Source organism: Streptomyces sp. NPDC057302, from assembly GCF_042667685.1.
Lineage (GTDB): Bacteria > Actinomycetota > Actinomycetes > Streptomycetales > Streptomycetaceae > Streptomyces.
In genome coordinates, this window is record NZ_JBHUZJ010000019.1 from 54540 (window position 1) to 78039 (window position 23500).

General features: G+C 68.3%; 20 protein-coding genes and 1 riboswitch. Of the genes, 7 read left to right on the forward strand and 13 right to left on the reverse strand.

Annotated elements, in window-relative coordinates; genetic code table 11:
• Positions 1-58: 58 nt before the first annotated feature.
• The 5 genes from ACFUPX_RS16505 to ACFUPX_RS16525 form a co-directional block, all read right to left on the reverse strand.
• Positions 59-5365 (reverse strand): amino acid adenylation domain-containing protein, encoded by a 5307-nt coding sequence (locus tag ACFUPX_RS16505; protein ID WP_383321928.1) that lies wholly within the window; start codon positions 5363-5365, stop codon positions 59-61.
• Positions 5366-5417: 52 nt separating this feature from the next.
• The gene (locus ACFUPX_RS16510; RefSeq protein ID WP_383321931.1) at positions 5418-6452 is read right to left on the reverse strand and encodes a TauD/TfdA family dioxygenase; all 1035 of its coding nucleotides are present in this window, start codon (positions 6450-6452) and stop codon (positions 5418-5420) included.
• On the reverse strand, positions 6449-7513 hold the full coding sequence (locus ACFUPX_RS16515; protein ID WP_383322089.1) for a UDP-glucuronic acid decarboxylase family protein: 1065 nt from the start codon (positions 7511-7513) through the stop codon (positions 6449-6451). The genes ACFUPX_RS16510 and ACFUPX_RS16515 overlap by 4 nt, the downstream gene beginning before the upstream one ends.
• Before the next feature lie 50 nt (positions 7514-7563).
• A complete protein-coding gene (locus tag ACFUPX_RS16520; RefSeq protein ID WP_383321934.1) occupies positions 7564-8481 on the reverse strand; it encodes a hypothetical protein in 918 nt (305 codons plus the stop codon).
• A 533-nt stretch (positions 8482-9014) separates the two neighbouring features.
• Positions 9015-9632 carry a TetR/AcrR family transcriptional regulator C-terminal domain-containing protein gene (locus ACFUPX_RS16525; protein ID WP_383321937.1) on the reverse strand — a complete coding sequence of 206 codons (618 nt, stop codon included), beginning with the start codon at positions 9630-9632 and terminating at the stop codon, positions 9015-9017.
• Positions 9633-9695: 63 nt separating this feature from the next.
• Between ACFUPX_RS16525 and ACFUPX_RS16530 the strand changes: the two genes are divergently transcribed.
• Together ACFUPX_RS16530 and ACFUPX_RS16535 are read left to right on the forward strand one after the other, a co-directional pair.
• Complete coding sequence (locus ACFUPX_RS16530) at positions 9696-11162, forward strand: FAD-dependent monooxygenase (protein ID WP_383321940.1); 1467 nt, start codon at positions 9696-9698, stop codon at positions 11160-11162.
• Between the two features lie 645 nt (positions 11163-11807).
• Positions 11808-12002, forward strand: coding sequence for a hypothetical protein (locus tag ACFUPX_RS16535; protein WP_383321943.1), 195 nt, complete (start codon positions 11808-11810; stop codon positions 12000-12002).
• Here the strand turns inward: ACFUPX_RS16535 and ACFUPX_RS16540 are convergent.
• The 4 genes from ACFUPX_RS16540 to ACFUPX_RS16555 all read right to left on the reverse strand — a co-directional run bounded on the left by ACFUPX_RS16540 (position 11999) and on the right by ACFUPX_RS16555 (position 15669).
• Complete coding sequence (locus tag ACFUPX_RS16540) at positions 11999-13033, reverse strand: IS630 family transposase (RefSeq protein WP_383321946.1); 1035 nt, start codon at positions 13031-13033, stop codon at positions 11999-12001. The genes ACFUPX_RS16535 and ACFUPX_RS16540 overlap by 4 nt on opposite strands.
• Positions 13034-13361: 328 nt before the next feature.
• Positions 13362-14477: a hypothetical protein gene (locus ACFUPX_RS16545; protein WP_383321949.1), complete on the reverse strand. Its 1116-nt coding sequence runs from the start codon at positions 14475-14477 to the stop codon at positions 13362-13364.
• Positions 14478-14915: 438 nt separating this feature from the next.
• Positions 14916-15056 (reverse strand): hypothetical protein, encoded by a 141-nt coding sequence (locus ACFUPX_RS16550; protein ID WP_383322092.1) that lies wholly within the window; start codon positions 15054-15056, stop codon positions 14916-14918.
• A gap of 226 nt (positions 15057-15282) precedes the next feature.
• Positions 15283-15669, reverse strand: coding sequence for a VOC family protein (locus tag ACFUPX_RS16555; RefSeq protein WP_383322095.1), 387 nt, complete (start codon positions 15667-15669; stop codon positions 15283-15285).
• Positions 15670-15907: 238 nt separating this feature from the next.
• On the opposite strand from ACFUPX_RS16555, the gene ACFUPX_RS16560 reads away from it, so the two are divergent.
• On the forward strand, positions 15908-16807 hold the full coding sequence (locus tag ACFUPX_RS16560; protein ID WP_383321952.1) for a LysR family transcriptional regulator: 900 nt from the start codon (positions 15908-15910) through the stop codon (positions 16805-16807).
• Positions 16808-16945: 138 nt separating this feature from the next.
• On the opposite strand, the gene ACFUPX_RS16565 is transcribed toward ACFUPX_RS16560, so the two are convergent.
• Both ACFUPX_RS16565 and ACFUPX_RS16570 read right to left on the reverse strand, forming a co-directional pair.
• Positions 16946-17668, reverse strand: coding sequence for an isochorismatase family protein (locus tag ACFUPX_RS16565; RefSeq protein ID WP_383321955.1), 723 nt, complete (start codon positions 17666-17668; stop codon positions 16946-16948).
• The gene (locus ACFUPX_RS16570; RefSeq protein ID WP_383321958.1) at positions 17668-18252 is read right to left on the reverse strand and encodes a cysteine hydrolase family protein; all 585 of its coding nucleotides are present in this window, start codon (positions 18250-18252) and stop codon (positions 17668-17670) included. The genes ACFUPX_RS16565 and ACFUPX_RS16570 overlap by 1 nt, the downstream gene beginning before the upstream one ends.
• A 156-nt stretch (positions 18253-18408) precedes the next feature.
• Here ACFUPX_RS16570 and ACFUPX_RS16575 point away from each other — a divergent pair, with 156 nt between their 5' ends.
• Positions 18409-19413 (forward strand): GlxA family transcriptional regulator, encoded by a 1005-nt coding sequence (locus ACFUPX_RS16575; RefSeq protein WP_383321961.1) that lies wholly within the window; start codon positions 18409-18411, stop codon positions 19411-19413.
• Positions 19414-19508: 95 nt separating this feature from the next.
• On the opposite strand, the gene ACFUPX_RS16580 is transcribed toward ACFUPX_RS16575, so the two are convergent.
• On the reverse strand, positions 19509-19817 hold the full coding sequence (locus ACFUPX_RS16580) for a hypothetical protein (RefSeq protein WP_383321964.1): 309 nt from the start codon (positions 19815-19817) through the stop codon (positions 19509-19511).
• Positions 19818-20063: 246 nt separating this feature from the next.
• Complete coding sequence (locus ACFUPX_RS16585; RefSeq protein WP_383321967.1) at positions 20064-20663, reverse strand: TIGR03086 family metal-binding protein; 600 nt, start codon at positions 20661-20663, stop codon at positions 20064-20066.
• A 178-nt stretch (positions 20664-20841) separates the two neighbouring features.
• Positions 20842-20967, forward strand: a riboswitch (TPP riboswitch).
• Here ACFUPX_RS16585 and thiM point away from each other — a divergent pair.
• From thiM to thiD, 3 genes are all read left to right on the forward strand, one after another.
• Entirely contained in the window at positions 20961-21791 is an 831-nt protein-coding gene (gene thiM, locus ACFUPX_RS16590) for a hydroxyethylthiazole kinase (RefSeq protein ID WP_383321970.1), read from the forward strand. (Overlaps the previous riboswitch by 7 nt.)
• 262 nt (positions 21792-22053) lie before the next feature.
• On the forward strand, positions 22054-22665 hold the full coding sequence (gene thiE / locus ACFUPX_RS16595) for a thiamine phosphate synthase (protein ID WP_383321973.1): 612 nt from the start codon (positions 22054-22056) through the stop codon (positions 22663-22665).
• Complete coding sequence (thiD, locus tag ACFUPX_RS16600) at positions 22662-23495, forward strand: bifunctional hydroxymethylpyrimidine kinase/phosphomethylpyrimidine kinase (protein WP_383321976.1); 834 nt, start codon at positions 22662-22664, stop codon at positions 23493-23495. Before thiE ends, thiD begins: the two co-directional genes overlap by 4 nt.
• Positions 23496-23500 lie beyond the last annotated feature (5 nt).

The following is a 23500-nucleotide window of genomic DNA, read 5'->3' on the forward strand; positions in this document are numbered from 1 at the left end:
GTGCGGAGGCGAACAGGGGGTGACGGTGCGACCGGGACCAGTGCGCGGGTACCGGGCGCTACAGGTGCACCTCGAAGTCCGGTACGGCGGGCCCGACCCGCAGACCGGGGTCGCGAGCCGCCTGTCTCAGCAGCTCCGACAGGTCCTTGGCGACCGCGGTCACCGTCTCCTCGCGGAACAGTGCGGCGTCGTAGATGATCTGCCACCGCAGCGCGTCTCCGGGAAGGACGAAGAACCACAGCTCCGCGCGGGACGCGTGTTCGTCCATATCGATGGGTTCGCAGCGGAATCCACACCGCTCGGCGACGCCCGCCACCTCGGCGGCCCTGTCGATGCTGTGCCAGGTGATGCCCACCGAAGGAGCGCTCGAAAGGCCGCCGTGGCGCTGTGTCCCGATGCGGTCGACCACATCGGACAGCGCGAGGTACTGATGGCGCAGCGCCTCCTCCACCTCAGCGCCGGTGCTCCGCACCACCTCTGCGAAGGGGTCGCCCGGCACCACATCGCCACGCAGCAGCACCGTGTTCGCGAAGAGGCCCACCTGGTCGCGTATGCCGGGCAGATCGCGACCCGCAAGGCTGGCGGCGAGAACCTGCTGGCGCTCCCCCGTCCACTGGGCGAGCACCGCGTGGATCGCCGCGACGCACACGACGAACGGCGTCACGCCTTGGGTCCGGGCCAGATCCCGTAGACCTTCGTACACATCGGGCGCACATTCCAGATGGAGGCTGCGGGCCCGGAAGGACGGTACGGGCGGCCGTGGGGCGTCGGTGGGCAACGGCCGAATCGACACCGAAGGGTCGGCCCAGCGCTCCAGGTAGCCGGCGGCTTCCTCCCTGGCCCGGCCGGCCAGGTCGTCCAGTACGTGGACGTAGTCGCGGTGCCGTCTGGGCAGCGGCGCGGGGAAGGGGGCCTCCCCGGCGCGCAGACGCCCGTACGCCTCGAAGAAGTCGGCCACCAGGACCTCGACGGACCACCCGTCGGCGACGATGTGATGGGTGGTCAGGATCAGCAGGTGCCCGCCGTCCGCGAACGTCGTCACCGTGCCGCGGAGCAGCACGTCCCGCGCGAGGTCGAAGGGGCGCCGCGCCTCCGCGACCGTCCGCTCGGCGGCCGTCGCCGGGCTCCACCCGTCCTTGGCGCTCTCGACGGTCAGCGGTGGGCGGCACTCACCGGGGGCGCGTACCTGCTGGCCGAACTCCGGCTGCCGCAGGACAGTGCGCAATGCTTCGTGCCGGTCGACGACAGCGGCGAGTGCCTGCTCGAGGAGGTCCGGTGGCACCTCGCCGTTCAGGTGGAAGGCCCGGCTGAGGTTGAACGCCTCGCTCCCGCCCTCCATACGGCTCAGCAGCCAGATGCGTTCCTGGAGATGTGACAGCGGATGGGTGTCGCCCCAGGACGATGGCGCGATCAGGTCCACAGCCGTGGACTTGCTCATCAGGAGCTTCAGCAGATCCTCGAAGCGGGGGGTCCGCAGGATCTCCGTCATGGTCACGTGCGTACCGAGCTCGTCCCGGATACGGGTGGCGAGCCGAGCGGAGCTCAGGCTGTCCCCGCCCTTTTCGATGAAGTGGCTCTCCATCCCGATCTCGTCCACGCCCAGCGCGGTCCGCCACAGCGCGGCAAGGCGCTGTCCCATGGCAGTGGTGGGCTCGGTGGGGCGCCGTTCGATGTCCAGCGCGTGCGCCGTCGCACGCAGGGCCGCGTGGTCGGCCTTGCGGTTGCGGGTCAGGGGGATTTCGGGAACCAGGACGACGCGTGCGGGGAGCGCGTGCTCCGGGAGTTCCGTGGCGAGGTGTTCCCGCAGGTCCGCGACGAAGCGGCGGGGAGAGCTCCAGCTCATCGGGGTCTGTGTCGCCCCTTCGTCCCGCGGATCGGTACCGGGGCGAGTCGCGTACATCAGGACGTGGCCGACGGCACCGGTGTGGTCCTGTCCTTCGGCCCGCACCCGGAAGCCGCGATCGACGAGAGCGTCGTTTATCCGTCCGAGGTGCGCGGTGTCGCCCTGGGCCTCCAGGACGATCTGCCGGATGAGCGGCCAGTGCTCGTCGTCGATGCCACGGAGGATGTCCCACTCCGCCCGCTGCGCATCGATCTTCAGGAGGTCGACCCGCGCGAGGCCGTGGTCGCGGATCACCTGGGAGAGGGTGGTGAGTTCGCAGTCGACGGCGGTCGGGGCGAGCTGTTCGTCGAGCAGTTCGTCCAGGTGATCGCTCTCGGTCCGGTCGAGGCCACGCCCCAGACGCTGCTCCGCGAGCGACTTGAGCAGTTGCCGGTCCTCGTCCGCAGCGGGGTGCAGCGTGGCGAGCATGCTGTGATCCGCGTACGACGTCAGAGTTCCGCGGCCCGCGGCGGACGAAAGCCCGGCGGCCACCGGTGTCCAGGCGTCGCCGTACAGGGTGCTGTTGGCGCGCAGGCGGGCGAAGGCCGCAGGTGCGGGTTCGATCGCGATGATGCGCGACCCGGGTGCCTCGGTTGCCACCTGGAGGCTGAACATGCCGACGTTGGCGCCTACGTCGATGACGACGCTGCCGGGTATGACGCTGATCCCTTCGCGCAGGTAGGCGCGTTCGACGAACAGTTCCTGGTGGACGAATGCCGTCTCGGCCGGGTTGAGCGAGAGGATCGGACGCCCGTCGGGCAACTCGGTCCAGCCGCGCGCGACTTCGGGCGCGCTGTCGAGGAGGGCGCACAGGCGGGCGACCGGTCCTGTCCGGTCCGTGGACGGTACGCAGTAGGCGAGGAGTCGGTTCTGCCCGGCCGGGTCGGTGTCGAGGACGACGGCCGCGTCGTCGACACCGGGGTGCTCACGCAGGATCTGCGCGACGCCGTCGAGTTCGACGCGGTGGCCGCGTACCTTGTGCCGGCCGTCGGCACGTCCCGAGAAGGCGATACGTCCGTCGGGGAACCGCAGACCCAGGTCGCCGGTGCGGTGCACACGGCCCGTCCGGGGCGTGTCGACGAAGCGTGCGTCGGTCAGGTCCCGGTCACCCAGATATCCGTCGCTGAGCCCGTCACCGGCCACGCAGATCTCGCCGACGACACCGGGGGCCACGGGGCGCAGCTTCTCGTCGAGGATGTGCACGCTGGTGTTGGCGATCGGTGTGCCGAGCACGGGCCGCCGCAGGAAGTCCGCGAGTTCGGTGGGCTGGACGCGCTCCGCGATGCAGCCCACCGTCGTCTCGGTCGGACCGTAGTGGTTGACGATCACCGTCGCCGGGCTTGCCTTGTGCAGCCGTTGAAGGTCGGCAGGACGTACGGCCTCCCCACCGACGACCAGCAGACGCGGCGCGAGTCGTGCGAGCTGCCCGGAGTCCGTGTCCAGGAGCAGCCGCAGGAGGGAAGGGGTCAGCTTGAGCGCGGTGACGCGCTCCCGTACCAGTTCGTCCAGGAGGCGGTGCGGGTCGCCGAGCGTGTCCTGCGAGGGCAGGACGAGTGTGCCGCCGTGCAGCAGCGCGCCCCACAGTGCCGTATGGCCCAGGTCGAACGCGGCGGAGGTGAGGAGCGCCGGTCGGTCGCGGTCGTCGAACCCCAGGTCTTCGCCCAGCCACAGGGCGTAGTTGACCAGCGCCCGTTGAGGGACGACGACCCCCTTGGGCCGCCCTGTCGTGCCGGAGGTGTAGATGACGTAGGCGGGGCCGGCCTGCCCGGCGGGCACCGGGGCGGCAGCCGCTCCTTCTCCGAAGCGTTCCTCGTCGGCGAAGAACGCCGCCACGTCCCAGTCGCCGACCCGCTCGGCGTACGAACGTTCCGTGATCAGTACGCCCATGCCGCTGTCGTCGCGGATGTGACGCAGCACGCTGTCCGGATGGCCGGGATCCATCAGGACCATGGTCTTCCCGGAGTAGAGGCAGCCGAGCATCGCGGCGATGAGCGGGGCACCCGGGCCGAGGAGCAGACCCACGTGATCCGCGTCGTGACCGGCGAGGCGCCCGGCGATCCTGCCCGCCCAGGCGTCGAGTTGGGCGTACGTCAGGGTCTGTACGCCGTCGACGAGCGCGGGATGACCGGGCGCGCGCAGGGCGTGCCCCCGGAACAGCTCGGCGGCACCGCTGTCCGGACGGGTCCTGGACGGACCGGCGAAGGTGGACACGGCTCGGTGGAAGTCGTCCTCGTGCAGCAGACGTTCGGGCAGCGGGGCTTCCGGCTCCTGGGCGGCATGCCGCAACAGGACCTGGAACTGACCGGCCAGGGACTGTACGGCCGCCGGATCGTGGACGCCCGGGTCGAAGTCCAGCTGGAGCTGGAGCCTGCTACCGATACGCAGCACGGAGCAGAACACAGTGGCCGCGTTGTCCGCGTTCACGAGGCCTTCCACGTGGGCGCCGCCGGGGAGGTCGGATGACGGCTCGGCGGGCAGCGTGAGGGCACGGAAGCCCGCGGGGAAGACGACCGGGTCGTCGGGCTCGAGGCCCCAGTCGAAGCACTCCTGCCACTCGGCCAGTTCGGTACGCGACTTCCGCACGGCGCGGGTCGCATCGCGCAGGCTCGGGGTGCTGGTGAACTCCATCGGCAGTGTCCTGGCCAGCGGGCCGCGGAGCGTGTGGAAGCTCTCGGCGTCCCGGCCGGGGAAGGTGACACCCAGGCAGATGTCGGTGAGGCCCGCGTTCTGCGCCACGAGGTAGCCCCAGCAGGCGAGGAGCAGGTCTTCGGGCTCCTCGTCCAGCTTCTCGGCGGTGCGCAGGAGGTCGTCCAGGTCGGGGCCCGCGGTCTCCACCGGGAGCGTCTCCCATGCGCGGCCGGGCTCCAAGCGTGCGGTCGTGCTCAGGGGCGACGCGCAGCGCGTCAGATCGTCCCGCTTCGCCTGCCAGTACTCGCGCTCCTCCGGGTCCATGTCCGAGAGCACCGCGTCCTGCCAGCGCGTGTAGTGCAGGTAGTCGGGCCCGTCCGCGGATCCTGCGATGCCCGCGCCGTCCGGGTCGGCGAGCGCTGCCGTGAGGTCGCGCGCCCATAACAGCAGCGATGTGGCGTCGTGGGTCAGGGTGGGTGCAGATACGACGAGCCGATGCCCGCCGCCGGGTATCCGGACGGTGACGCCCCATTCCTCGACCGGAACCCGTGACACCCCAGCGCTGCCCGCGCCTTCGACGGCCGCCCGCCCGTGCCCGTCCTCCTGGGTCGTCACCGTGGGGACCTGCGGCTCTTCGTTCAGCCGGACCGGGACCATCCGGTCCGGCTGCCTGACGAATCGCCGAGCGGCCCCCTCACGCACGGCGGGCGTGGTGAGGGCTCGGCGCACCTCGTCGATGCCGATGGCGTACGGAAGAGATAGGACGCACTCGCTCGTGCGGAGCGTCTCCGGATCGCGGAGCCAGCTCCGGCGTTGCTGGGCGGAGAGCCCGTGTAGACGCACCTCGGTCTCCATCTTCGGGGAGGGTGTGATGTCTGGATCGACGCGGCTGGGTGACGTGCGGGGGCTACGGCGAGGCCGGCCCGCCCATCATCACGAGCAGCCTGCGTGCTCCCTGGTAGGGCAGGCGGCCGTGCGCCATCAGCATGTTGTCGAGCAGGAGGATGTCGCCGGTGATCCACGGCCGGACCACGAGCGCCCGCTCGTACGCGCTCCGGATCTCCGTCGCGACCTCTCCGGTGATGGGCGAGCCATCACCGAAGGCGGTGGTGAACGGCGACATTTCGGCCGCCTCGAGAGCGTCGGCGAGGCCCGGTTCCACCGACTCCGCGTGAAAGAAGGAAGCGTGGTTGAACCACACCTGCTCTCCGGTGACGGGGTGCTGCCGTATCGCGGGCCGGGTCCATTCGACACGAAGGCCGTCCTCGATCCACTCGTGGCGCATTTCGAGTTCGCGGCAGGTCCGCTCGGCCTCGTCTCTCGACTGCGTTCCGAGTACCTCCTGCCAGGAAAGGCCGACGCCGGTGCGCAACTCGCGCCGGTAACGGACGCCCAGTCGCATGAAACGCTCGCGCGTCGGGGCGGAGAGGTTCCGCAACACGACCCGGGTGTCGGCGATCGGCGTTTCGCCGCCGGTGTCAGCCGCCTTGTCGCTGTAGAAGGCCAGCAAGGTGGGCCAACTTGCCGAGTACGACAGCTCGCTGTGCATCGCGATGGTCTGATCCGCCGGATGATCGGTCGATGTATAGAGCCGGTCACCCACGACGGACCGGGGAGAGGAACGGTCCTGGTAATCCATGGAGTGCGGGCATACGGCGGCGAAGAACCGCTGGAATAGTTCGCTTCCGGGCGGACGGAACCCCCGGAACAGGATTCCCCCGTACTCATGGAGAAGGGATCTGATGGATTCGGGTTCCGTCGCACACCAACCCGCCAGGTCGACATCGTCGACCGCAGGCTCGACCACGGCGGGACCCGGACCTTCGCAGGATACGGAAACCGGATTTCGAGGCACCTCGGTGACGGAGGGCAGAGCACCTGGGCCGAACTCGCCGAACTCTTGGAGCTGGCGCGCCCGGCGTTCCCTCCGGCTCTCGCTCATGATGGAACGCTCCTCTCTTTCGAGCCCCGGGGAGATCTCGTGACCGCCGGTTCGAATTCCGGTGCTTCCTCGTCCGGCACTCCCTGGTCCTGCGCTTCCTGGTCCTGCGCTTCCTGGTTATTCGAGAACCAGGCGATCGTCCGGCGCAGTCCGTCCTCCAACGAGACGGACGGTTTCCACCCGAGCAGCGCGTCGGCCCGGGAAATGTCAGGGCACCGGCACTTCGGATCGTCCGCCGGGAGGCCCAGGTGGCGCAGCGGCGACGCGGACCCGACCAACCCGCCTATCCGGTGGGCCAGTTCCGTGACGCTGAGTTCCTCGGGGTTGCCGATATTGACGGGGCCGAGGTGCGGGCTTGCCGCGAGGTGGAGGATTCCGTCCACGGTGTCGTCGACGTAGCACAGCGACCGGGTCTGGGTGCCGTCCCCGTGGACGGTCATGGGGTCGTCCGCGAGCGCCTGGCGGATGAAGTTCGGAACGACGCGTCCGTCCCCCGACCGCAGGCGCGGGCCATAGGTGTTGAAGATCCGTACGATTCCGGCATCCACACCGCGGCGCGTGGCGTGGGCGACGGTCAGCGCCTCGGCGAACCGCTTGGCCTCGTCGTACATCGAGCGCTCGCCGACGGGGTTGACGTTGCCCCAATAGCTTTCAGCCTGGGGATGTTGGAGCGGATCTCCATAGACCTCGGAAGTGGAGGCGAGGATGAAACGGGCGCCCTTCTCGCCCGCCAGCTCCAAGGCGTTGGAGGTCCCCTGGCTGCCGACCTGGAGTGTCTCGATCGCCAGCCGGGTGTAGGCGACGGGCGAGGCCGGTGAGGCCAGGTGCAGTACGAGATCGACGGGGCCGTCCACTTTGAGCGCGGCACTGACATCCGAGCGGACGAAGGTGAAACGCGGGTGGCCGAGCAGGTGGCCGATGTTCTCCCGTGATCCGGTGCACAAGTTGTCCACGCAGAACACATCGCACCCCGAGGCGATGAGGGCATCACACAGGTGCGATCCGAGAAACCCCGCTCCCCCGGTGACGACCGCGCGCTGGAAAGTTCTCCTGGGCGGCATGGTTCCCCCGATACGAGCGGCATGGCGGGCTTGCGGCCGATGGCTGGACATCAACGACCGGCGGCCTGATTCAGCCGCCGCATCTCCTGCACGAACGGCGCCCTGGCCACCAACTGCTCAAAGATCCGTTCGTCGAGATCCCGGTCCCTGTCCTTGGTCGCGGGATGGGTCAGCGGCCACTTCAGCTCGTCGCAGGCCAGTGCCGCGAACTCATGGCCGGGGTCCGCGGTGTGCGTCGCGTCCGCCCGGAAGCCGAGGTTGGTGACCAGATTCGCCGTCGGGATGATCGCCTTGCCGCGGAGGAGGCAGATCAGGAACCACTGGTAATCCCAGTCGTCCTGCCCCTTTCCCTCATAAATGCGACCCCAACGCCCTTCCCACAGTTCGCGTTCCGTCGGGTCGGGGAAGTGCTCTGCGAGCACTCCGCTCTTCACGATCTCGGGCCAGTCGGAGATCCACATGTCGTAATGCTGCCAAGCACGCCGCCACGTGGCCCAACCCCAGATGGTGTTGTACTTCGAGAAGTAGTACGACTCAGGCCGGAGATGAGGCTCAAGGTAGTGGGTGCCACCGATATGCATCACCTCGCTGTCGTCCGCGTAACGGTTCAACAGCTCCTCGGCGAAGGAGAAGAAGGACACATCCGCGAGAGTGTCGTCCTCGATGATGATGCCGGCTTCGACATGCTCGAAGAACCAGTCGATCGCACCGGCCACGTTCACCTTGCAGCCTTGGTTCTTGTCCCCGTATCTGCGCTGGACTTCGCAAGGCCAGTCGATCTTCTCCTCGATGATCCGACGCACTTCGGCGACCGCGAGATCATCACCCGGGACATCGGACTTCGGCCCGTCCATGGCGATGAACAGTTTGGCCGGCCGCACCTCCCGGATTCGGTCCATCAGGACAGGAGCCAAGTCTGTGCGGTGATAGGCGACGAAAAGGACTGGCGTCTGAAAACCCTCTGACATGAATCCCCCTCGATCTCTTCAAGGACAGTCACGGCTACGAGGCCACCCCGGTCATGGGCGGGCTGTTTCGGAACGGGCGAGAACCAGCTCCGAACCAATTCGTAGGCGCGCAGTTCGATGCTATTCGTGGCCATCGAATCTTCGCGAGAGCCGCCAGGGCAGATTCCGCTGCCCGAACAGACAGGGCGGGCGTGTCCGCCTGGGCAGGGCATTTCTCCCCGGCTGCGGGTTTAGCGCACCCTTCGGGGAAGCAACTCCGCCGCGACGAGCCCGATGACGGCCGGCACGATCAGGGCGGTGCGGTACGCGCCGACGGCTGGGTCGCCCCTTGAGCGGACCAGCTGGGCACTCGCCGACCGGACATTGTGCGCCGTGGCCTGGGATCCGTACCGCTCCGGCATGTCCCGCCGGGCCGTGCCCGTTCGAACCCTTCAGACGATCCCATTGAGGACCATCGGGTCATCCAACCGCTTCCACCCTCGCTCCGACCGAGGCAACGGTGGAAAGCCCGCCCGTTGGGGCGCCGTTCCGTTTCACACCCCCAGGATGCGGGAGAGTCCGTAGTCGAAGCGCTCGTCGAAGGAGGTGTCCTCGAAGTACGCGGCGGCTCGGGACAGTGAGGGGTATTCGCCCGTGTCCAGCCGTCGCGCGAACGCCGGGCCCATCGCGTCAGGAAGCGCCTGTTCCTCCTGAGCCAGCCCCAAGGCGAAGTAGACAAGGCTCCAGCCGGTCCAGACCGCCTCGCGTTCCGCGAGACCGCCGGCCAGCAGCGCCTCGGTCATCAGGTCGGCGAAGCGGAGTGTGGCGGGTTCGGCGGCGTACGTACCGGCCACGATCCTGGCCCCGTCCCGGTGGGCCAGCAGGGCGCGGCGGTAGCGGTGGAGCAGTTCGCGGACCCGTGGTTCCCAGGGCTCGGGCAGTCCGTCCACCGGCGCCCCGGCCACGATCGCGTCCGCCATCAACTCCGACAGCCGCGCCTTGGTCTTCGCATGCCAGAGCACTGTGTTCATCCGGACGCCGAGTCGGTCCGCGATACCGCGGATCGAGACCCCGTCCGCGCCTTTCTCCTCGAGGAGTTCCAGGGCCGTTCGCACCACCGCCCCCGGGTCGAGCCGAGTCCGGGTGAGATCCGCTGCTTGCTTCTTGGTCACCGACCTAGTCTACTGGGCGTACCCCTTCTTGGTCACTGACCAAGACCTTCTTGAGGAGCTGCCATGGAGCACGAGCACGTAGTCATCGCAGGAGGCGGCCCCACCGGGCTGTGGCTGGCCGCCGAACTGCGGCTGGGCGGGACACCCGTCACTGTCCTGGAAACTCGCCGCGAGCGGGATCCCCACTCCAAGGCCCTCACCCTCCATCCGCGCACACTGGAGGCCCTGGCCACCCGGGGCGCGCTGGAGCCCTTCCTCAAGGAAGGCCGGCGCATCCCCAGCGGCCACTTCGGCGGCCTTGACGACCGGATGGACTTCGGGGTCCTCGACACCCCCTACCCCTTCACACTCGCCCTGCCGCAGGCCCGCACCGAGGAGCTCCTGGAGGAGCACGCCCATGCGGCCGGAGCCAAAATCCGGCGCGGGCACCACGTGACCGGTCTTACCCAGGACGAAGACGGGGTGAGCGTTGAGGCAACCGGCCCCGACGGCCCGTACACGCTGCGCGCCGACTACCTCGTCGGCTGCGACGGCACCCGAAGTACCGTGCGCGAAGCGGCGGGCATCGACTTCCCCGGCAACGACGCCACCACCTGGGGCTTCCTGGGCGACGTCGTCCTGGACAACCCGCCACAGGAAGCGGTGCCGGCCGTGTCAGGCCCGACCGGCGGCATCATGATTGTCCCGATGCCGGGCGGCATCCACCGGATCGTCGGCGGTGACCCGGACAGTACCGGTACCGGCTACCCCGGCGAACTCACCCTCGACGGCCTGCGCGCCAAGGTGACCCGGATCGCCGGCACGGATTTCGGCATGCGTGACCCGAGCTGGCTCTCCCGGTTCGGCAACGCCACCCGCCAGGCCGCCGAGTACCGCAGGGGCCGCGTCCTCCTCGCGGGCGACGCGGCGCACATGCACTACCCGGCCGGAGGCGTGGGCCTCAACGTCGGCATCCAGGACGCCACGAACCTCGGCTGGAAACTGGCCGCCACAGTGGCAGGCACCGCCCCCGCCGGGCTCCTGGACAGCTACCACGCCGAACGCCACCCGGTCGGTGCCGACCTACTGCTCAGCACCCGCGCCCAGACGGCGCTGATGAACGCCTACTCGGCGGAGGGCCAGGACCTGCGCACGCTCCTGAGCCAACTCATCGCCACCGTACCCGAGTTCTCCCGAAGCCTGGCCGAACGGCTCTCCGCACTGGCCGTCACCTACCCGAGCCCCGCACACCACCACCCCCTGACCGGTCACCGCGCCCCCAACCTCGAACTCGCCAACAGCACCGACCTCTTCACACTGCTGCGGACCGGCCGCCACGTCCTGCTGCACTTCACCGACACCCCGGCACCGCCCCTCACTCCCCACGTCATCACGCACACAGCACATCGGCCCGACCCACGCCCCGCCTGGTCCACCGTGCGTGCCGCGCTGATCCGTCCCGACGGCCATGTCGCCTGGGCCAGCGAACAGCCCGACGCCGAGGTTCTGCGGGCCGAGACGCACGCGGCGGTATCCGCGACTCACCACTGACCAAGGAATCCGTCAACGTTCACGCCCCCCTGATCTGGTAGGTCTGATCGATCGAGCCCGTCCTCGAGGCTCAGGAGTGGTGTCCCTCGCGCGCGAACGCGGGCGTCGCCACGGCCAGGGAAAGCGCCGCGGGCACGGCGAGCAATGCTGCTATGCGGGCGGTGCGCTGAGAGGACGTTAGGGCCGATAGGACGGGTAGCCGGGCCCGTCATCGGGATGGCCCCATGCCATCTGTGTGTAGCCAGCGAGAGTGTCCAGACGAGAGTGCATGACCTTGTCGGCGTTGTGCAACACTCCGTGGCGCCCCACGCAGGATGCATGGGGCGTCGGATAGGGGTGGGGAAGACTATGTGCAGCAGGCTCAGGAGACGGGGCGCGGGGGTGGGGACATCCCTTGTGATTCTCATGCTCGCGGCGGGGTGCGGCGATGGCGCAGCTCAAAGAGCGCCGAAGGCTGAGGCCAAGTCGCCGAACGCGTCTTCGAAGGACTGGACCCAGTCGGCTATTCATGCAGACCTGGTGGCCGCGGCAAAGGACGCAGGCGTGGGCCCAGAGGATGAAGTACCTATAGATAAGGGCATGGAGGGGTGCGCGGCGGATTGGGCAACGTTCTCCCCCGCACCAGACGCGCAAGTCGACGCGGTCGTGAGCTCGCTCCGTGAGCAGCGGTGGAAGGTCACCGAGCGGCGCACTCATGAGCAGGCCAGACTGACATCGCTCACCAAGGGGTCTTGGGTCCTTCAAGTCATCCACCGCACCCCTGATGGCGACGACTATCTGTCGCTGCTCGCCTTGCGGAACAGCCCGGCATGCGAGAAGGCAGCGGGCGAAAGCAACTAAGCGGCTTTCCAGAAGTCCTGTGGGTATCTCGTGGGGAACCAGGGGCTTGTCCAGGGTGCGGCGGTGGCCAGGTTCTGATCCGGTGATCGGCTGCGGAAGAAGGCATGGATCTGTCGTTTGCGGCCGGGCCAGGACGCTGCGGTGTTCGCGATGAAGGTCTTCAGGGCGGCCCAGATCCGTTCGGTCGGGTTGTCGTGCGGGCTGTAGCGGGCGCTGAACCACAGGTGCACGCCGGGGTGGTCGGCGATGAAGTCGCGGACCGCGCGGGCGTGGTGGATCTGGTCGTTGTCACACACGATGGCAAGGGCCGGGGCATCGGGATAGGCGGCCAGGAGCTGCTGAAGCAGGGCGAGGAAGTCGGCCGCACAGCGGCGCCCGAGTCGGTAGAAGAAGGTGCCGGAGGTCACCTCCAGCGCACCCAGCACGGTGACCTGGCGATTCCTGCCCGGGGTGAGGACTTCGGGGCGGTGGCCGGGCAGGGTCCAGCGGGCACGGACGTGGGGCAGCAGGTGCACATGCGTTTCATCGGCGGTGAAGACCTTCGCGCCGACGGGAAGCAGTGCCATGCGGCGGCGCAGGGCGGCCAGGTTGGCGTCCCGGTGTGGATCACCGCGGGCGATCAGCTTCGGCCGCCGCCACACGGCCACCTCGCGCAGGCGCCGGTACAGGGTGCGGCTGCTGACCTTTGGTCGGCCCAGGTAGTGGTGCAGCCGACGCACCGTCCACGGCCAGGGCCGCTCCAGCAGTGCGGCAATCCGCCCGGTCAGCCGGCGCCCGCCCAGCCGCGGCCGTCCGCTGCGGGGCCGGTCCTCCAGGCCGGCCACACCATGGGCGTTGAAGCGGTCGATCCACCGCCGCACCGTGGCCGGGTCGTACCCCAACAGCGAGGAAATCTCCGCGGGAGGCAGGCCATGCAGGGACAGCAACACCATCACCGCCCGAACCATCGAGCGGCCAGGACCGCGCAGCTGGCCGCGCAACCTCTCGCACTCACGGCCGGAGGCGTTGGCGAACACGGTGGGCGGGCGCACACTGACCACAACCTCGCCGGGTGGACGGACGATGCTGATACTTCGATCGAACGCCCGGCGAGAGCCATGTCAACGCCTCGTGCAGCAATCAGCCTCAACTACCTGTGACTGAGCGCTTCAGTTGGCCCCTGAGCCCTGTGGTTGGCCCGGCTGAGCGTTTCGGTTGGCCCGCAGGGTAGCGGTGAGGGCTGTGACCTGCGGTGTTTTCTTGTGAACTGGTACGGGATGGCGCGCGGTGGCGCCGACAAAGGTCAGCGAGAACCGTCAACCTTTACTGAGAACGGATGTCGGCCATCATCGGGCCAACGTAACAACGCCCCCCGACAAGTCAGCCGCGCTTCCCCTGCCGCCGCCACGTGTGCCCGCCGTCGTCCGAGGCGTACAGCCCCTCGCCCTTCACCAGGTCGTACGTCGGCTTCGTCGCGTCCGCGATGCCGTACAGCGTCTTGCCCCGGGCGGTGAACGAGGCAAACGGCACCGGGGTCTTGAGCTGGTGGAAGGCTCGGTTCGAGCGGTCGTCGGCGAGCCAGCAGCGGCCCCCCTTCTCGCCGACGAGCAGCCGCCCGTCCGGCAGCGCCCGCAGCACCAGGGACACCGATTCGAGCTTGAGGTCCTGCCAGGGGATGCCGTTCCCGGTGAGACTGCGCCAGTGAGCGCCGTCGTCCGCGGTCACCATCAGGCCTCGGACCGTGCCGTTGGGGCCGCCGAGGAGCAAGGCCAACGCCGTCGTGCCGCCCGCCGCGGTGACGGCGCCGCCGTTGGTGTACGGCTTGGGCATCGGCATGGAGGTGAGGGTGCGGCCGTCGCGTTGCTGCACGACGCGGTTAGGCATCCGCGACTGGTCCACGAACCAGACCGAGCCGCGCTCGTCCAGCGCGAAGTCTACGTATTCCGGTGCGCCGGCCGGGGCAGCCATGGTGCGGTTGGCGGGGCGGTAGAAGCGAGCCGGCATCCCCTCGTGGAGGACGATGTCGTCGGGGTGGGTGCTCAGCGCGCGGTCCGACGCGGTGACCTTGTGCCGCTTGCCGCGTACGTCGAGCGCGTACGCGCTCTCCGCGCCTCGGCTGCTGCGGTGCCAGCGGACGAAGCCGTCGCGCACGCCGATGTACTGGTCCGGCTGATCCTCCACGTTCGCGTGCCACGCCTGCTGCGCGACCGTGCGGCCGGCCGGCGAGACGATCCGCCAGGCGGCGGCCGCCGGGCCCTCGTCGTCCCCGATGTAGCGCGCGTTGTACGACAGCAGCAGGGAGCCGTCGCCCGCCCGCGCCACCCCGGTCGGTGCGCCGGCCGCCTCGATGACGGCGTCAGGACTCGGGTGCGGGTCCTTGATGACACGCTTGTACGCCGCCTCGCGGTCGCCGCTGCCGACCCCGGAGTCGCTCTGCGCACACGCGGTCAACGCCAGGGACATGACGCTCACGACCGCCGCGGCGACTGTGAACACGCGCCTTCTCAGCCTCACCATCGCGCAATCCTCGCAGCTCAGCGTCGCGGAAGGGCACCTTCCGGACTCTTGGTCATCTCGATCCGGTGACCGGCCGCCTGATCGGCAGGCCGCGCCACGAAGCTTCGGACGTGTCCTCGCCACCGGATTCCGCGCCGACTCGGCAGCCGTCCCACCTGCAGCACCACCGGGACAGCTTCGATGAGAACGAGACACCTTCAATGACAAGACCCCCGCCCCGGACACCTTCGCTGAGAACGCGACACCTTCAGTGAGAACGAACACCTGCCGCTGGGACGGGCCAACCACCACGCACAGCCGGGCAAACCACGGCGCTAAGGGGCCAACTGTAGCGCTAAGTCTCACTGCCGTTACGCGCAGGACTTTTGGATACACGCTTAGCCAGCCCTGCCGCTGCGGTGAGCCAGATGCTGCGGCTCACCGATCGCCACGGAAGTGATGGCGCTGCTCGTCTCGGCAGTCGTCCTCAATGTCGGTCTGGGCGCGCGAGTAGGCCAGCACGCCGTCGCTTGTGTCTTCCTCCTTGGCCTTGGCCAGCTGCGTCTCGATGGCCGCGATCTGCTCGGCGCACTCGGCGCTGGCTGGGTTCTCGGGCTGCGGATCCGGCGCTGAGGCGGGCTGCCGCCGGAAGGGCCCAGTTCAGATCGCGGTGTCGCACGGAGTGATAACTAGGACGCTCAGAAGTGACAGATAGCCCGCTCATTTGCACGACGCCGCAGCTGATTGACGCGCGCTATTAGGAAGTTGTTCATGGACCGAGCCGCCTGGAAGAGCTTGAGCGCAATCAGGCCGCGGTGTCCTGCTGGTACCAGCGAAGTTCCACAGTGTTGCCGTCCGGGTCCTGGACGTAGACCGACGTGGCGGTACCCCGCGCGCCGAAGCGGTCGACGGGGCCTTCGAGGACGGTGAAGGCTCCCGAAGCGATGAACTCGTCCCAGTCCAGCGGTTCCACCGTGAGACAGATGTGGTCGACGTTGGACTCTCCGCGAGGGCGGCTGACCAGGTCGATGATGGTCTCAGCGGTAATTCTCACCGATGGGAACGGGATCTCGCCGGCTCGCCACTCGGCAACGCGTACCGGTTCCAGGCCGAGGAGCCCGGAGTAGAAATCCAGGGACCGCTCGACATCCTCGACGTTGAGGACCAGATGGTCGAATGCTTTCACGCGCAGCGAGGGCGACCTGAGTTGGCCACCGAGGCTGCGTGCAGGGTGGCCGTCTTCCCACAAGGGCTCGTCGGTCCGGGCCGGGCCGGTAGTGATGTCCGAGACGTTCATGGGGGCTTCCTTCGATGGTGGGAGTCCAGGTGTGCGCCTTCCACGATCCGCTGAGGGGGTTCCGCCATCAAGGCAGGATCAGAATACGATCGTTGAGTCAGGTTAAACGAACGGGGGCATAGTGCTGGAACGAGTGGAGATCGAGACTTTCCTGACGCTTGCCCAGGAGCTGCACTTCGGCCGTACCGCCGAGTGTCTGTGCGTCACAACCGGCCGGGTCAGTCAGGTGATCAAGAAGCTTGAACGGCGGGTCGGCGGCATGCTGTTTGAGCGGACCAGCAGAACGGTTCGGCTCACGGCGATCGGCCAGCAGTTGGCCGATGATCTGGCGCCCTTGGTCACCGGAATGGAGGAGGCACTCCGAAGGGCCACTCAGGCCAGTCGCGGTGCGACAGGAGAACTGCGGGTCGCCTTCCTCGGCGAGTGGACGGCACCCGCACTCCTGAAGGTGGTGGGTCTGTTCAGCGAGCGCCATCCCGGCTGCAGGGTCGATGTACGGGAGGTCCAGCTGTCCAACTCCCGTGCGAGCCTGCTCGACGGCTCGATAGACGTCCTCATCGCTTCGTACCCGTTCGATGGGATGGCCTGTGGGCCAGTACTGCTGACGGAGGAACGAGTGCTCGCCACAGCGGCCGGGCATCCACTCGCCGACGAGGAGTCGGTGTCGCTCGAAGTGCTCGCGGAACACCCCGTGGTGCAGTATCCGGAGATGACCTCAGCGGGGTTCAAGCGGGATCGCACACCGGACTACACCCCGTCGGGCAGGCCAGTCCCGAAGGGGCCGACCGGAGGTTCGTTCTCCGAAATGCTCACGCTGGTCGCCATGGGCAGGGGCATCCTGCCGGTCGGAGAACATTCCCGGCGTTACTACCCTCGACCGGACGTGGCCTACGTGCCACTGCACGACGCACAGCCGATCGAACGGGGGCCGGTCTGGCTGGAGGGGAACACCACAGAGCACGTCGGTGAGTTCGTACGGGCTGCAGCGGATATCGCGAAGAAGTTGCCGATTCCCACCGGAACGCCTCGATAAGTTCGGTGCGGTCGTGGTCTCCGTGGACTACCGGTTCGCACCGGAAGCTTGGGCGAATCTCTCCGTGGGGGGCGAGGTGGGAGCTTGCAAAGTGGTAGGGAAGAGCCCGTGCTGCTTCCCTACCGAAGTGCGCTGGCGCTATGTGAGGTCGCGTTGCTTGGGAACCACGACGCCGAAGCGGTCCTGAATCGTGGCGAGGGCGGCCTCGTGCACCTGCTTGGCGGGGATGCCGCGGGGGTTGCCATTGACCGGGAGCGGACGGGTCGCCGAGGCGTCTCCGATCACGGTCGGGTTGTAGCCGTTGTACACGGCGCCTTCGGTGGTGAAGAGGGTGCACATGTGGGTCATGAAGCCGGAGATGATGACGTTCTTTCGGCCGGTCTTCTTGAGCTCGGCGTTGAGGTTGGTGTCGTGGAAGCCGTTCGGTACGGCCTTCTCGACGACGGTCTCCCCCTTCGCCGGTTTGAGCGCCGGGATGATCTGGCCCGCCTTCGACTTGAGGTCGTAGCCCCGTTCCACAATGTGGATGACGGGCGTGTGGGCCTTGCGGGCCCGCTCCAGGAGCGTCTTGGTGTTCTTGACCGCGTCGCGCCAGTCCGTGAGCTCCATCGCGCCGTCGGTGTAGACGTTCTGGTAGTCGACGAGGATCAGTGTCGAGTCGGCCAGCTTCGCGGGGGTCTCATCCAGCTCCATCAGCTGACGCAGCGTCGTCGTGTCCTTGGCGTAGTCCTTCTCGTGGCGGTGGTCGCGGCTGTCGGTTCGTGTGGCGGCCTCGGAGCTTCCGGCGCACGCAGTCATCGTGGTGGCGAGTACGGCGGCGGCGCCCAGGGCGGCAGCCGAACGGAGCAGTTTGGCCTTCATCAGACAATGTCCTTCTGCGTGGGAACCACGACCCCGTACAGGTCGGCGATGGTGGCGAGGGCGCCGTAGTGCACTTGGCGGGCGTCGAGGTCAGTGCCCGTGACCGGGAGCGAGCGGGTCGCTGTGGCTTCGGCGACGACGGTGGGGCGGTTGCCGTTCAGAAAGGCGCCCTGCGCGGTGAACAGCACGCACATGTGGGTCATCCAGCCGGCGATGACGACGTCTTGGCCCGCTGTGAGGTGTGTGTCGAGGTCGGTGCCCAGGAATGCGTTCGGGACTTGCTTCACGATGACCGGCTCGCCGTCGAGGGGCGCGGCCTTGGGGTGGATGTGGCCGATCTCGGCGCGGATGTCATAGGGGGTGCCTTGGCCGCCGTCGTTGATGACGTGCACGACCTTGGTGCCGGCTTGGCGGGCCCGTGTCAGCAGCTGCACCGTGGCGTCGAGGGACTTCTCCCAGCCGTCGAGTTCCATCACGCCCTGGGTGTAGGTGTTCTGGAAGTCGATGAGGATCAGCGTCGAGTCGGCCAGCTTCGCTGGCGCCTGGTCGAAGCCGTTGAGCTCACGCAGCGTCGTTTTGGACATGGGGAAACCACCTTCGGAGATACGTGGGATTTGAGCAGCTCGCGGCGTTCCTCGAGCTGTGTCCACCACGTTAGGACCGAGCCAGGACGTCGGCAATGACATGTAACCTGCAGATACCGACATGACTGCCGCTCAGCTGACCGGGGAGAGAGAACCGTGCCGGACACCGCCGTCGCCAGACGGCTCATCGTCATCGTGCTCTTCGGGGGCGTCGACCTGCTCGACGTCACCGGGCCCCCCGAGGTGTTCTCGCTCGCCCTGCGCGAGACCGACGAGGCTGCGGGCTACCAGGTCGTGCTCGCCGCCGCGACCATGGACCCGGTCACCACGGGGGCGGGAGTGCGCATCCTGCCCGACCTCACTTTCGATGAGGCCGCACGCCGCAGCATCGACACCCTTCTGGTGCCTGGTGCCGTGGAGATGGATGAAGAGCGCCGCGTGCACCCGCTCGTCGATCCCGATCTCGTTGGATGGGTGAAGGTACTCGCCGCACGGTCGCACCGGATCACCTCCGTGTGCGTGGGCGCGCACCTGCTCGCCGCGGCGGGGTTGCTGGACGGCAAGCGGGCGACCACGCACTGGTCGACCGCGCAGCAGCTGGCGGCCGATCACCCGGCCGTCGAGGTCGACTCCGACCCGATCTTCATCCGCGAGGACAACGTGTGGACCGGAGCCGGCATCAGCGCCTGCCTCGATCTCTCCCTGGCTCTGATCGCCGACGATCTCGGCGAAGCGGTCGCGCTACGGGTGGCCCGCCAGCTGGTGATGTACCTCAAACGCCCCAGCGGACAGAGCCAGTTCAGCGTCCCGCTGACCCAGGTCTCCACGACACGGCGCATCGAGGACCTGCGCCACCACATCCTGCGCCGCATCGCCGAACCGTTGACCGTGGCTGAACTCGCCGAGTACGCGCATGTCAGCGACCGACACCTGACGCGCCTGTTCAAGACCGAACTGGGCGTTACCCCGCACGCGTACATCGAATCGGTGCGCGTGGAGAAGGCACGCCACGAACTGGAGTCCTCCGACGCCACGCTCGAACGGATCGCTTCTGCCTGCGGTTTCGGCACCGTGGACACGCTGGTGCGGGCGTTCCGACGCCGTCTGAACACGACGCCCAACGAGTACCGGCGACGATTCCGGGTACCTCAGATGCCGTGAAGTGCGCGCAGGGCCCGGACCGATTCGCCGAATCCCAGGCCTATCCCCCGACCTCGCCGAACGCCCGGTGGACCGCGGTACGCAGCCCAGCTTGACTACAGCTCACTGTCAATACCGGTGACCGCCGGTGGGCCGAGTGGAGCATCAGCTTCGTTGATGCCCGCCTCCTTCAACGCGGCCGCGACAAGCCTCGCGGCCTGCAGTTCAGCCTCGTAGCGGTCTGCAGCATCCACTTCGAGGCGGACCGAGAAGGTACCGCCTTCGTTCAACGTCAACAGGTCGACGCCTTCACTCTCGCTCACGTCAGTGTGCCGAGAAGCCAGCTCCCGCTCGAGAGCAACGCATGCCGAGTCATTGATGTCGCTGAGAAAAGTGCCAGGGACAGTGATGACGAACGTGGTCATGCCGGCTCCTCGCTTGGGCGATGTCGTGTCCCACTTCCCCTGCCCCCATACATGGCAGTGAATCCGGCGCCGAGCCGTTGCATGACACGCACCAGCTGCACGCCGGACACCCAGAGCTCCGTTTCGACACGAGCGGATCGATCACCCACGCCGCGCAGACCACGGTGGAAGCCGCTACCGCCCGATGGGAGCTGCGCGACCGCACTTTGCCCTTCTGGACTCTCACGATTCCGTGTGCTGCCGGGTCTACAACCTGCGTCCCATGGTGTGAAGAAGATGCACCTGCTCGGAGGTGGCCGACGTGGGCGCCTTGGTCGGCGGTCCGTAGTAGGTGCTGCTGTCCGTGATCGGGCTTTCACTCACGCCGTGATAGATCCACTGGAAGTTGTCGAGGATCCAGTGCACCGTGCGCGCGTCCAGTCGCTCGTCGAGCTGTACCGCACGGGCGAGATCCCACGTGTGGGTGATCGCGTCAACGACGTACAGGCCAAGTAGCTGTCGACCAGGAACAGGACCGAACGGGTAGTCGACGATGCGGTCGAGCGCGCCCACGGCATGGAACGCAGCCCGGCACTCGGCAGCCGCGTCCCGGTAGGTGGTCACCAGATCGCCTGTGAACGTCTCGTGGTCCAGGTTCGCCAGGAACTCCACACTGCTGCCGCCACGCAGTAGCGAGGTGTAAATGCGGCTTCCCTGGATCATGTGGTTGACCAGTTGACGCACGTTCCACTCGGTGCACGGCGTGGCTTTCTCCCAGCACGTATCCGGCACCGACCGTAGCCGTTCACTGAAACCTCCCGCCGCAGTGTCGAAGTAGCTGAGCAACGTGTCGTCTGTGTCCTTCATGCAGCCGATTCTGGTTAAGGGGAGCTGCTGTTCCCGGCGGAAATCGGACCTTGATCGCTTCTGCGCGCCCTGCACCACAGCGGCGCTGGCTGCGCAGGCCCCTTTGCCGCGCGTGATCCACGTCGTTTCGTGAGGTACCCGAGTGCGAACTCCTGTTCCTGAAGGAGGTACATTGCGTAGCGACCACCGCGGGAGCTCGGGAGTAGCCGGGCTGAGAGGGCGGACGGGACTTGATCCCCTTTCCGCCGACCGCATGAACCTGGACCGGGTAATGCCGGCGTAGGAAGGGTGTTGACGATGGAGACTGCCTCCGTACCTGCCCAGCACGGCACTGCCGTGTCCCGTGACGCCGTGGCGGATGTGATCGCGTCCCTGCGAACCTCCGCACCCCTTGTGCACTGTCTGACCAACGTCGTGGTGTCGCAGTTCACCGCGAACGTGCTGCTCGCGGCGGGGGCTGCCCCCGCGATGGTGCACAGCGCGGAGGAGGCCGGGGCGCTGGCCCGGGTGGCCGGGGGTGTTCTGGTCAACCTGGGAACGGTGACGTCCGTGACGGCGGCGGCGATGCGTGTCGCGGTCACAGAAGCGGCCGGAGCCGGGCGGCCGTGGGTGCTCGACCCGGTGGCGGTCGGCCCGCTGCCCTGGCGCACCGAACTCGCCCACGAACTGCTCGAGAGCGCACCCCCGGCGGTCGTTCGCGGCAATGCTTCCGAGATCCTGGCGCTGGACGGCGGCACAGGCGGGCGCGGCGTGGACAGCACGGACGTCCCCGAGGCGGCGCTGGCCGCGGCGGGCGCGCTGGCCCGGCGCTATGGCTGCGCGGTCGCGGTGAGCGGTCCGGTGGACGTTCTCACGGACGGGGCGCGAGTGGTGCGCCTGGCCAATGGGCACCCGCTGCTGGCTCTGGTGACGGGAACGGGCTGCTCACTGGGCGCCCTGGTGGCCGCCTGCACGGCCGTCACCGGCGACGCGCTGCTTGCCGCCGCTGCCGCGACCGGCCTGCTCACCGTGGCCGCGGAGGACGCCGCCACCCGCTCCGCGGCGCCCGGCACGTTCGCGGTCGCCCTGATCGACGCGCTGTACGAGCTCAGTCCTGAGCGGCTCGCCGAGGCTCTCCACCTGCGCTGAGCATGCGCGTGCTGCGGGGTCCTGCATAAGCGGTGGCCTGGATGCCACCCGCTGCACAGTTCCCGCCCGCCCTGCGACTGCGCCCCCGACACCGGTTCCTGCTGCCCTGTCCCCCCCAGCTCGTCCCTGTGAACAACTCAAGGTCCCTGTACGTCAGGGCCGTCCTTCCCCGTACCTCCCGATGTGTTTGCCACACCTTTCCCGGCCGGGAGACCCCAAGGAGTAACCCGTGCGACCTCCTCTCGATCTGTCCCTTTATCTCGTGACCGACACCAGACTCTGCGGCCACCGCGGTGTCGCCGCCACCGTCGCGGCGGCCGTCAAGGGCGGCGTGACCGCCGTCCAGTTGCGCGATCCGGACGCGGACGACCGCACGCTGTTCTCGCTCGGCCGGGCGATCCAGACCGAACTCGCCTGCACGGGCGTCCCCTTGATCGTCAACGATCGTCTGGACGTGGCGGCCTGGTTGGACGCGGACGGCGTCCACCTCGGGCAGCGGGACGTCTCCCCCGAGAGCGCCCGGCGCCGGCTCGGTCCCCATGCGTACATCGGCCTGTCCATCAGCCGTCCCGAGCAGCTGGCGCACGTGCCGGACACCGTCGACCACCTCGGTGTCGGTCCGGTGTTCCCGCAGTCCACCAAGCCGGACGCGGACACCCCGCTCGGTCTGGGCGGCCTGGCCCGGATCGTCCGGCAGAGCCCACTGCCCTGCGTGGCCATCGGCGGGATCGGCGTGTCCGAGGCCGCCGCGGTCATGGGAAGCGGCGTGGCCGGGATCGCCGTCGTCAGCGCGGTCTGCGGGCAGCCCGACCCCGAGGCCGCAGCCCAGTCCCTCGTTCGCACTCTGACCCTGCGACAGGAGATCCCCGCGTGACCAGCCCGCCCATCGCCCTCACCATCGCCGCCAGCGACCCCTCCGGCGGCGCCGGGATACAAGCCGACCTGAAGGCGTTCTCCGCCAACGGCGCCTACGGAACAGCAGTTCTGACCGCCCTGACCGCACAGAACACTCTGGGCGTCACCGGCATCCACGCCATCCCCCCGGCGTTCGTCATCGAGCAGCTCGACACGCTGTTCGCCGACGTCCCGGTGGACGCCGTCAAGATCGGGATGCTGGCCGACGCCGGCATCGCCGCAGCGGTCGCGGAAGCCCTGGAGCGACACCGCCCCCGATACGTCGTCCTGGACCCCGTCATGGTCTCGACCAGCGGCCACCGCCTCCTGGAGGCCGATGCGGTGACCGTGCTACGCGACCGTCTCCTGCCTCTCGCCGACCTCATCACCCCCAATCTCCCCGAGGCCGGCGACCTCCTGGGCACCGCCGCCGCAAAGAACCGCGCAGAAGCCATCGAGCAGGCCCACGCACTCCTCACAACCGGGGCCAGGCGCGTCCTCCTCAAGGGCGGCCACCACACCCACGACGCGGAATCCGTGGACATCCTCGTCGACGCCACGCACGCCACAGGCACCGGTGCCGCGGGCGTCCGCGAGCTGTCGGCACCTCGCGTCAACACACGCAACACCCATGGCACCGGCTGCACCCTCTCCGCCGCGATCGCCGCCCTGCGCCCGCAGCACGACGACTGGCACACCACCGTCAGTGCCGCGAAGGCGTACCTGACCGGGGCCCTGCGCGCGGCCGACACCCTGCACATCGGCCGCGGCCACGGACCCGTCCACCACTTCCACCAGTACTGGAGCTGATCCCC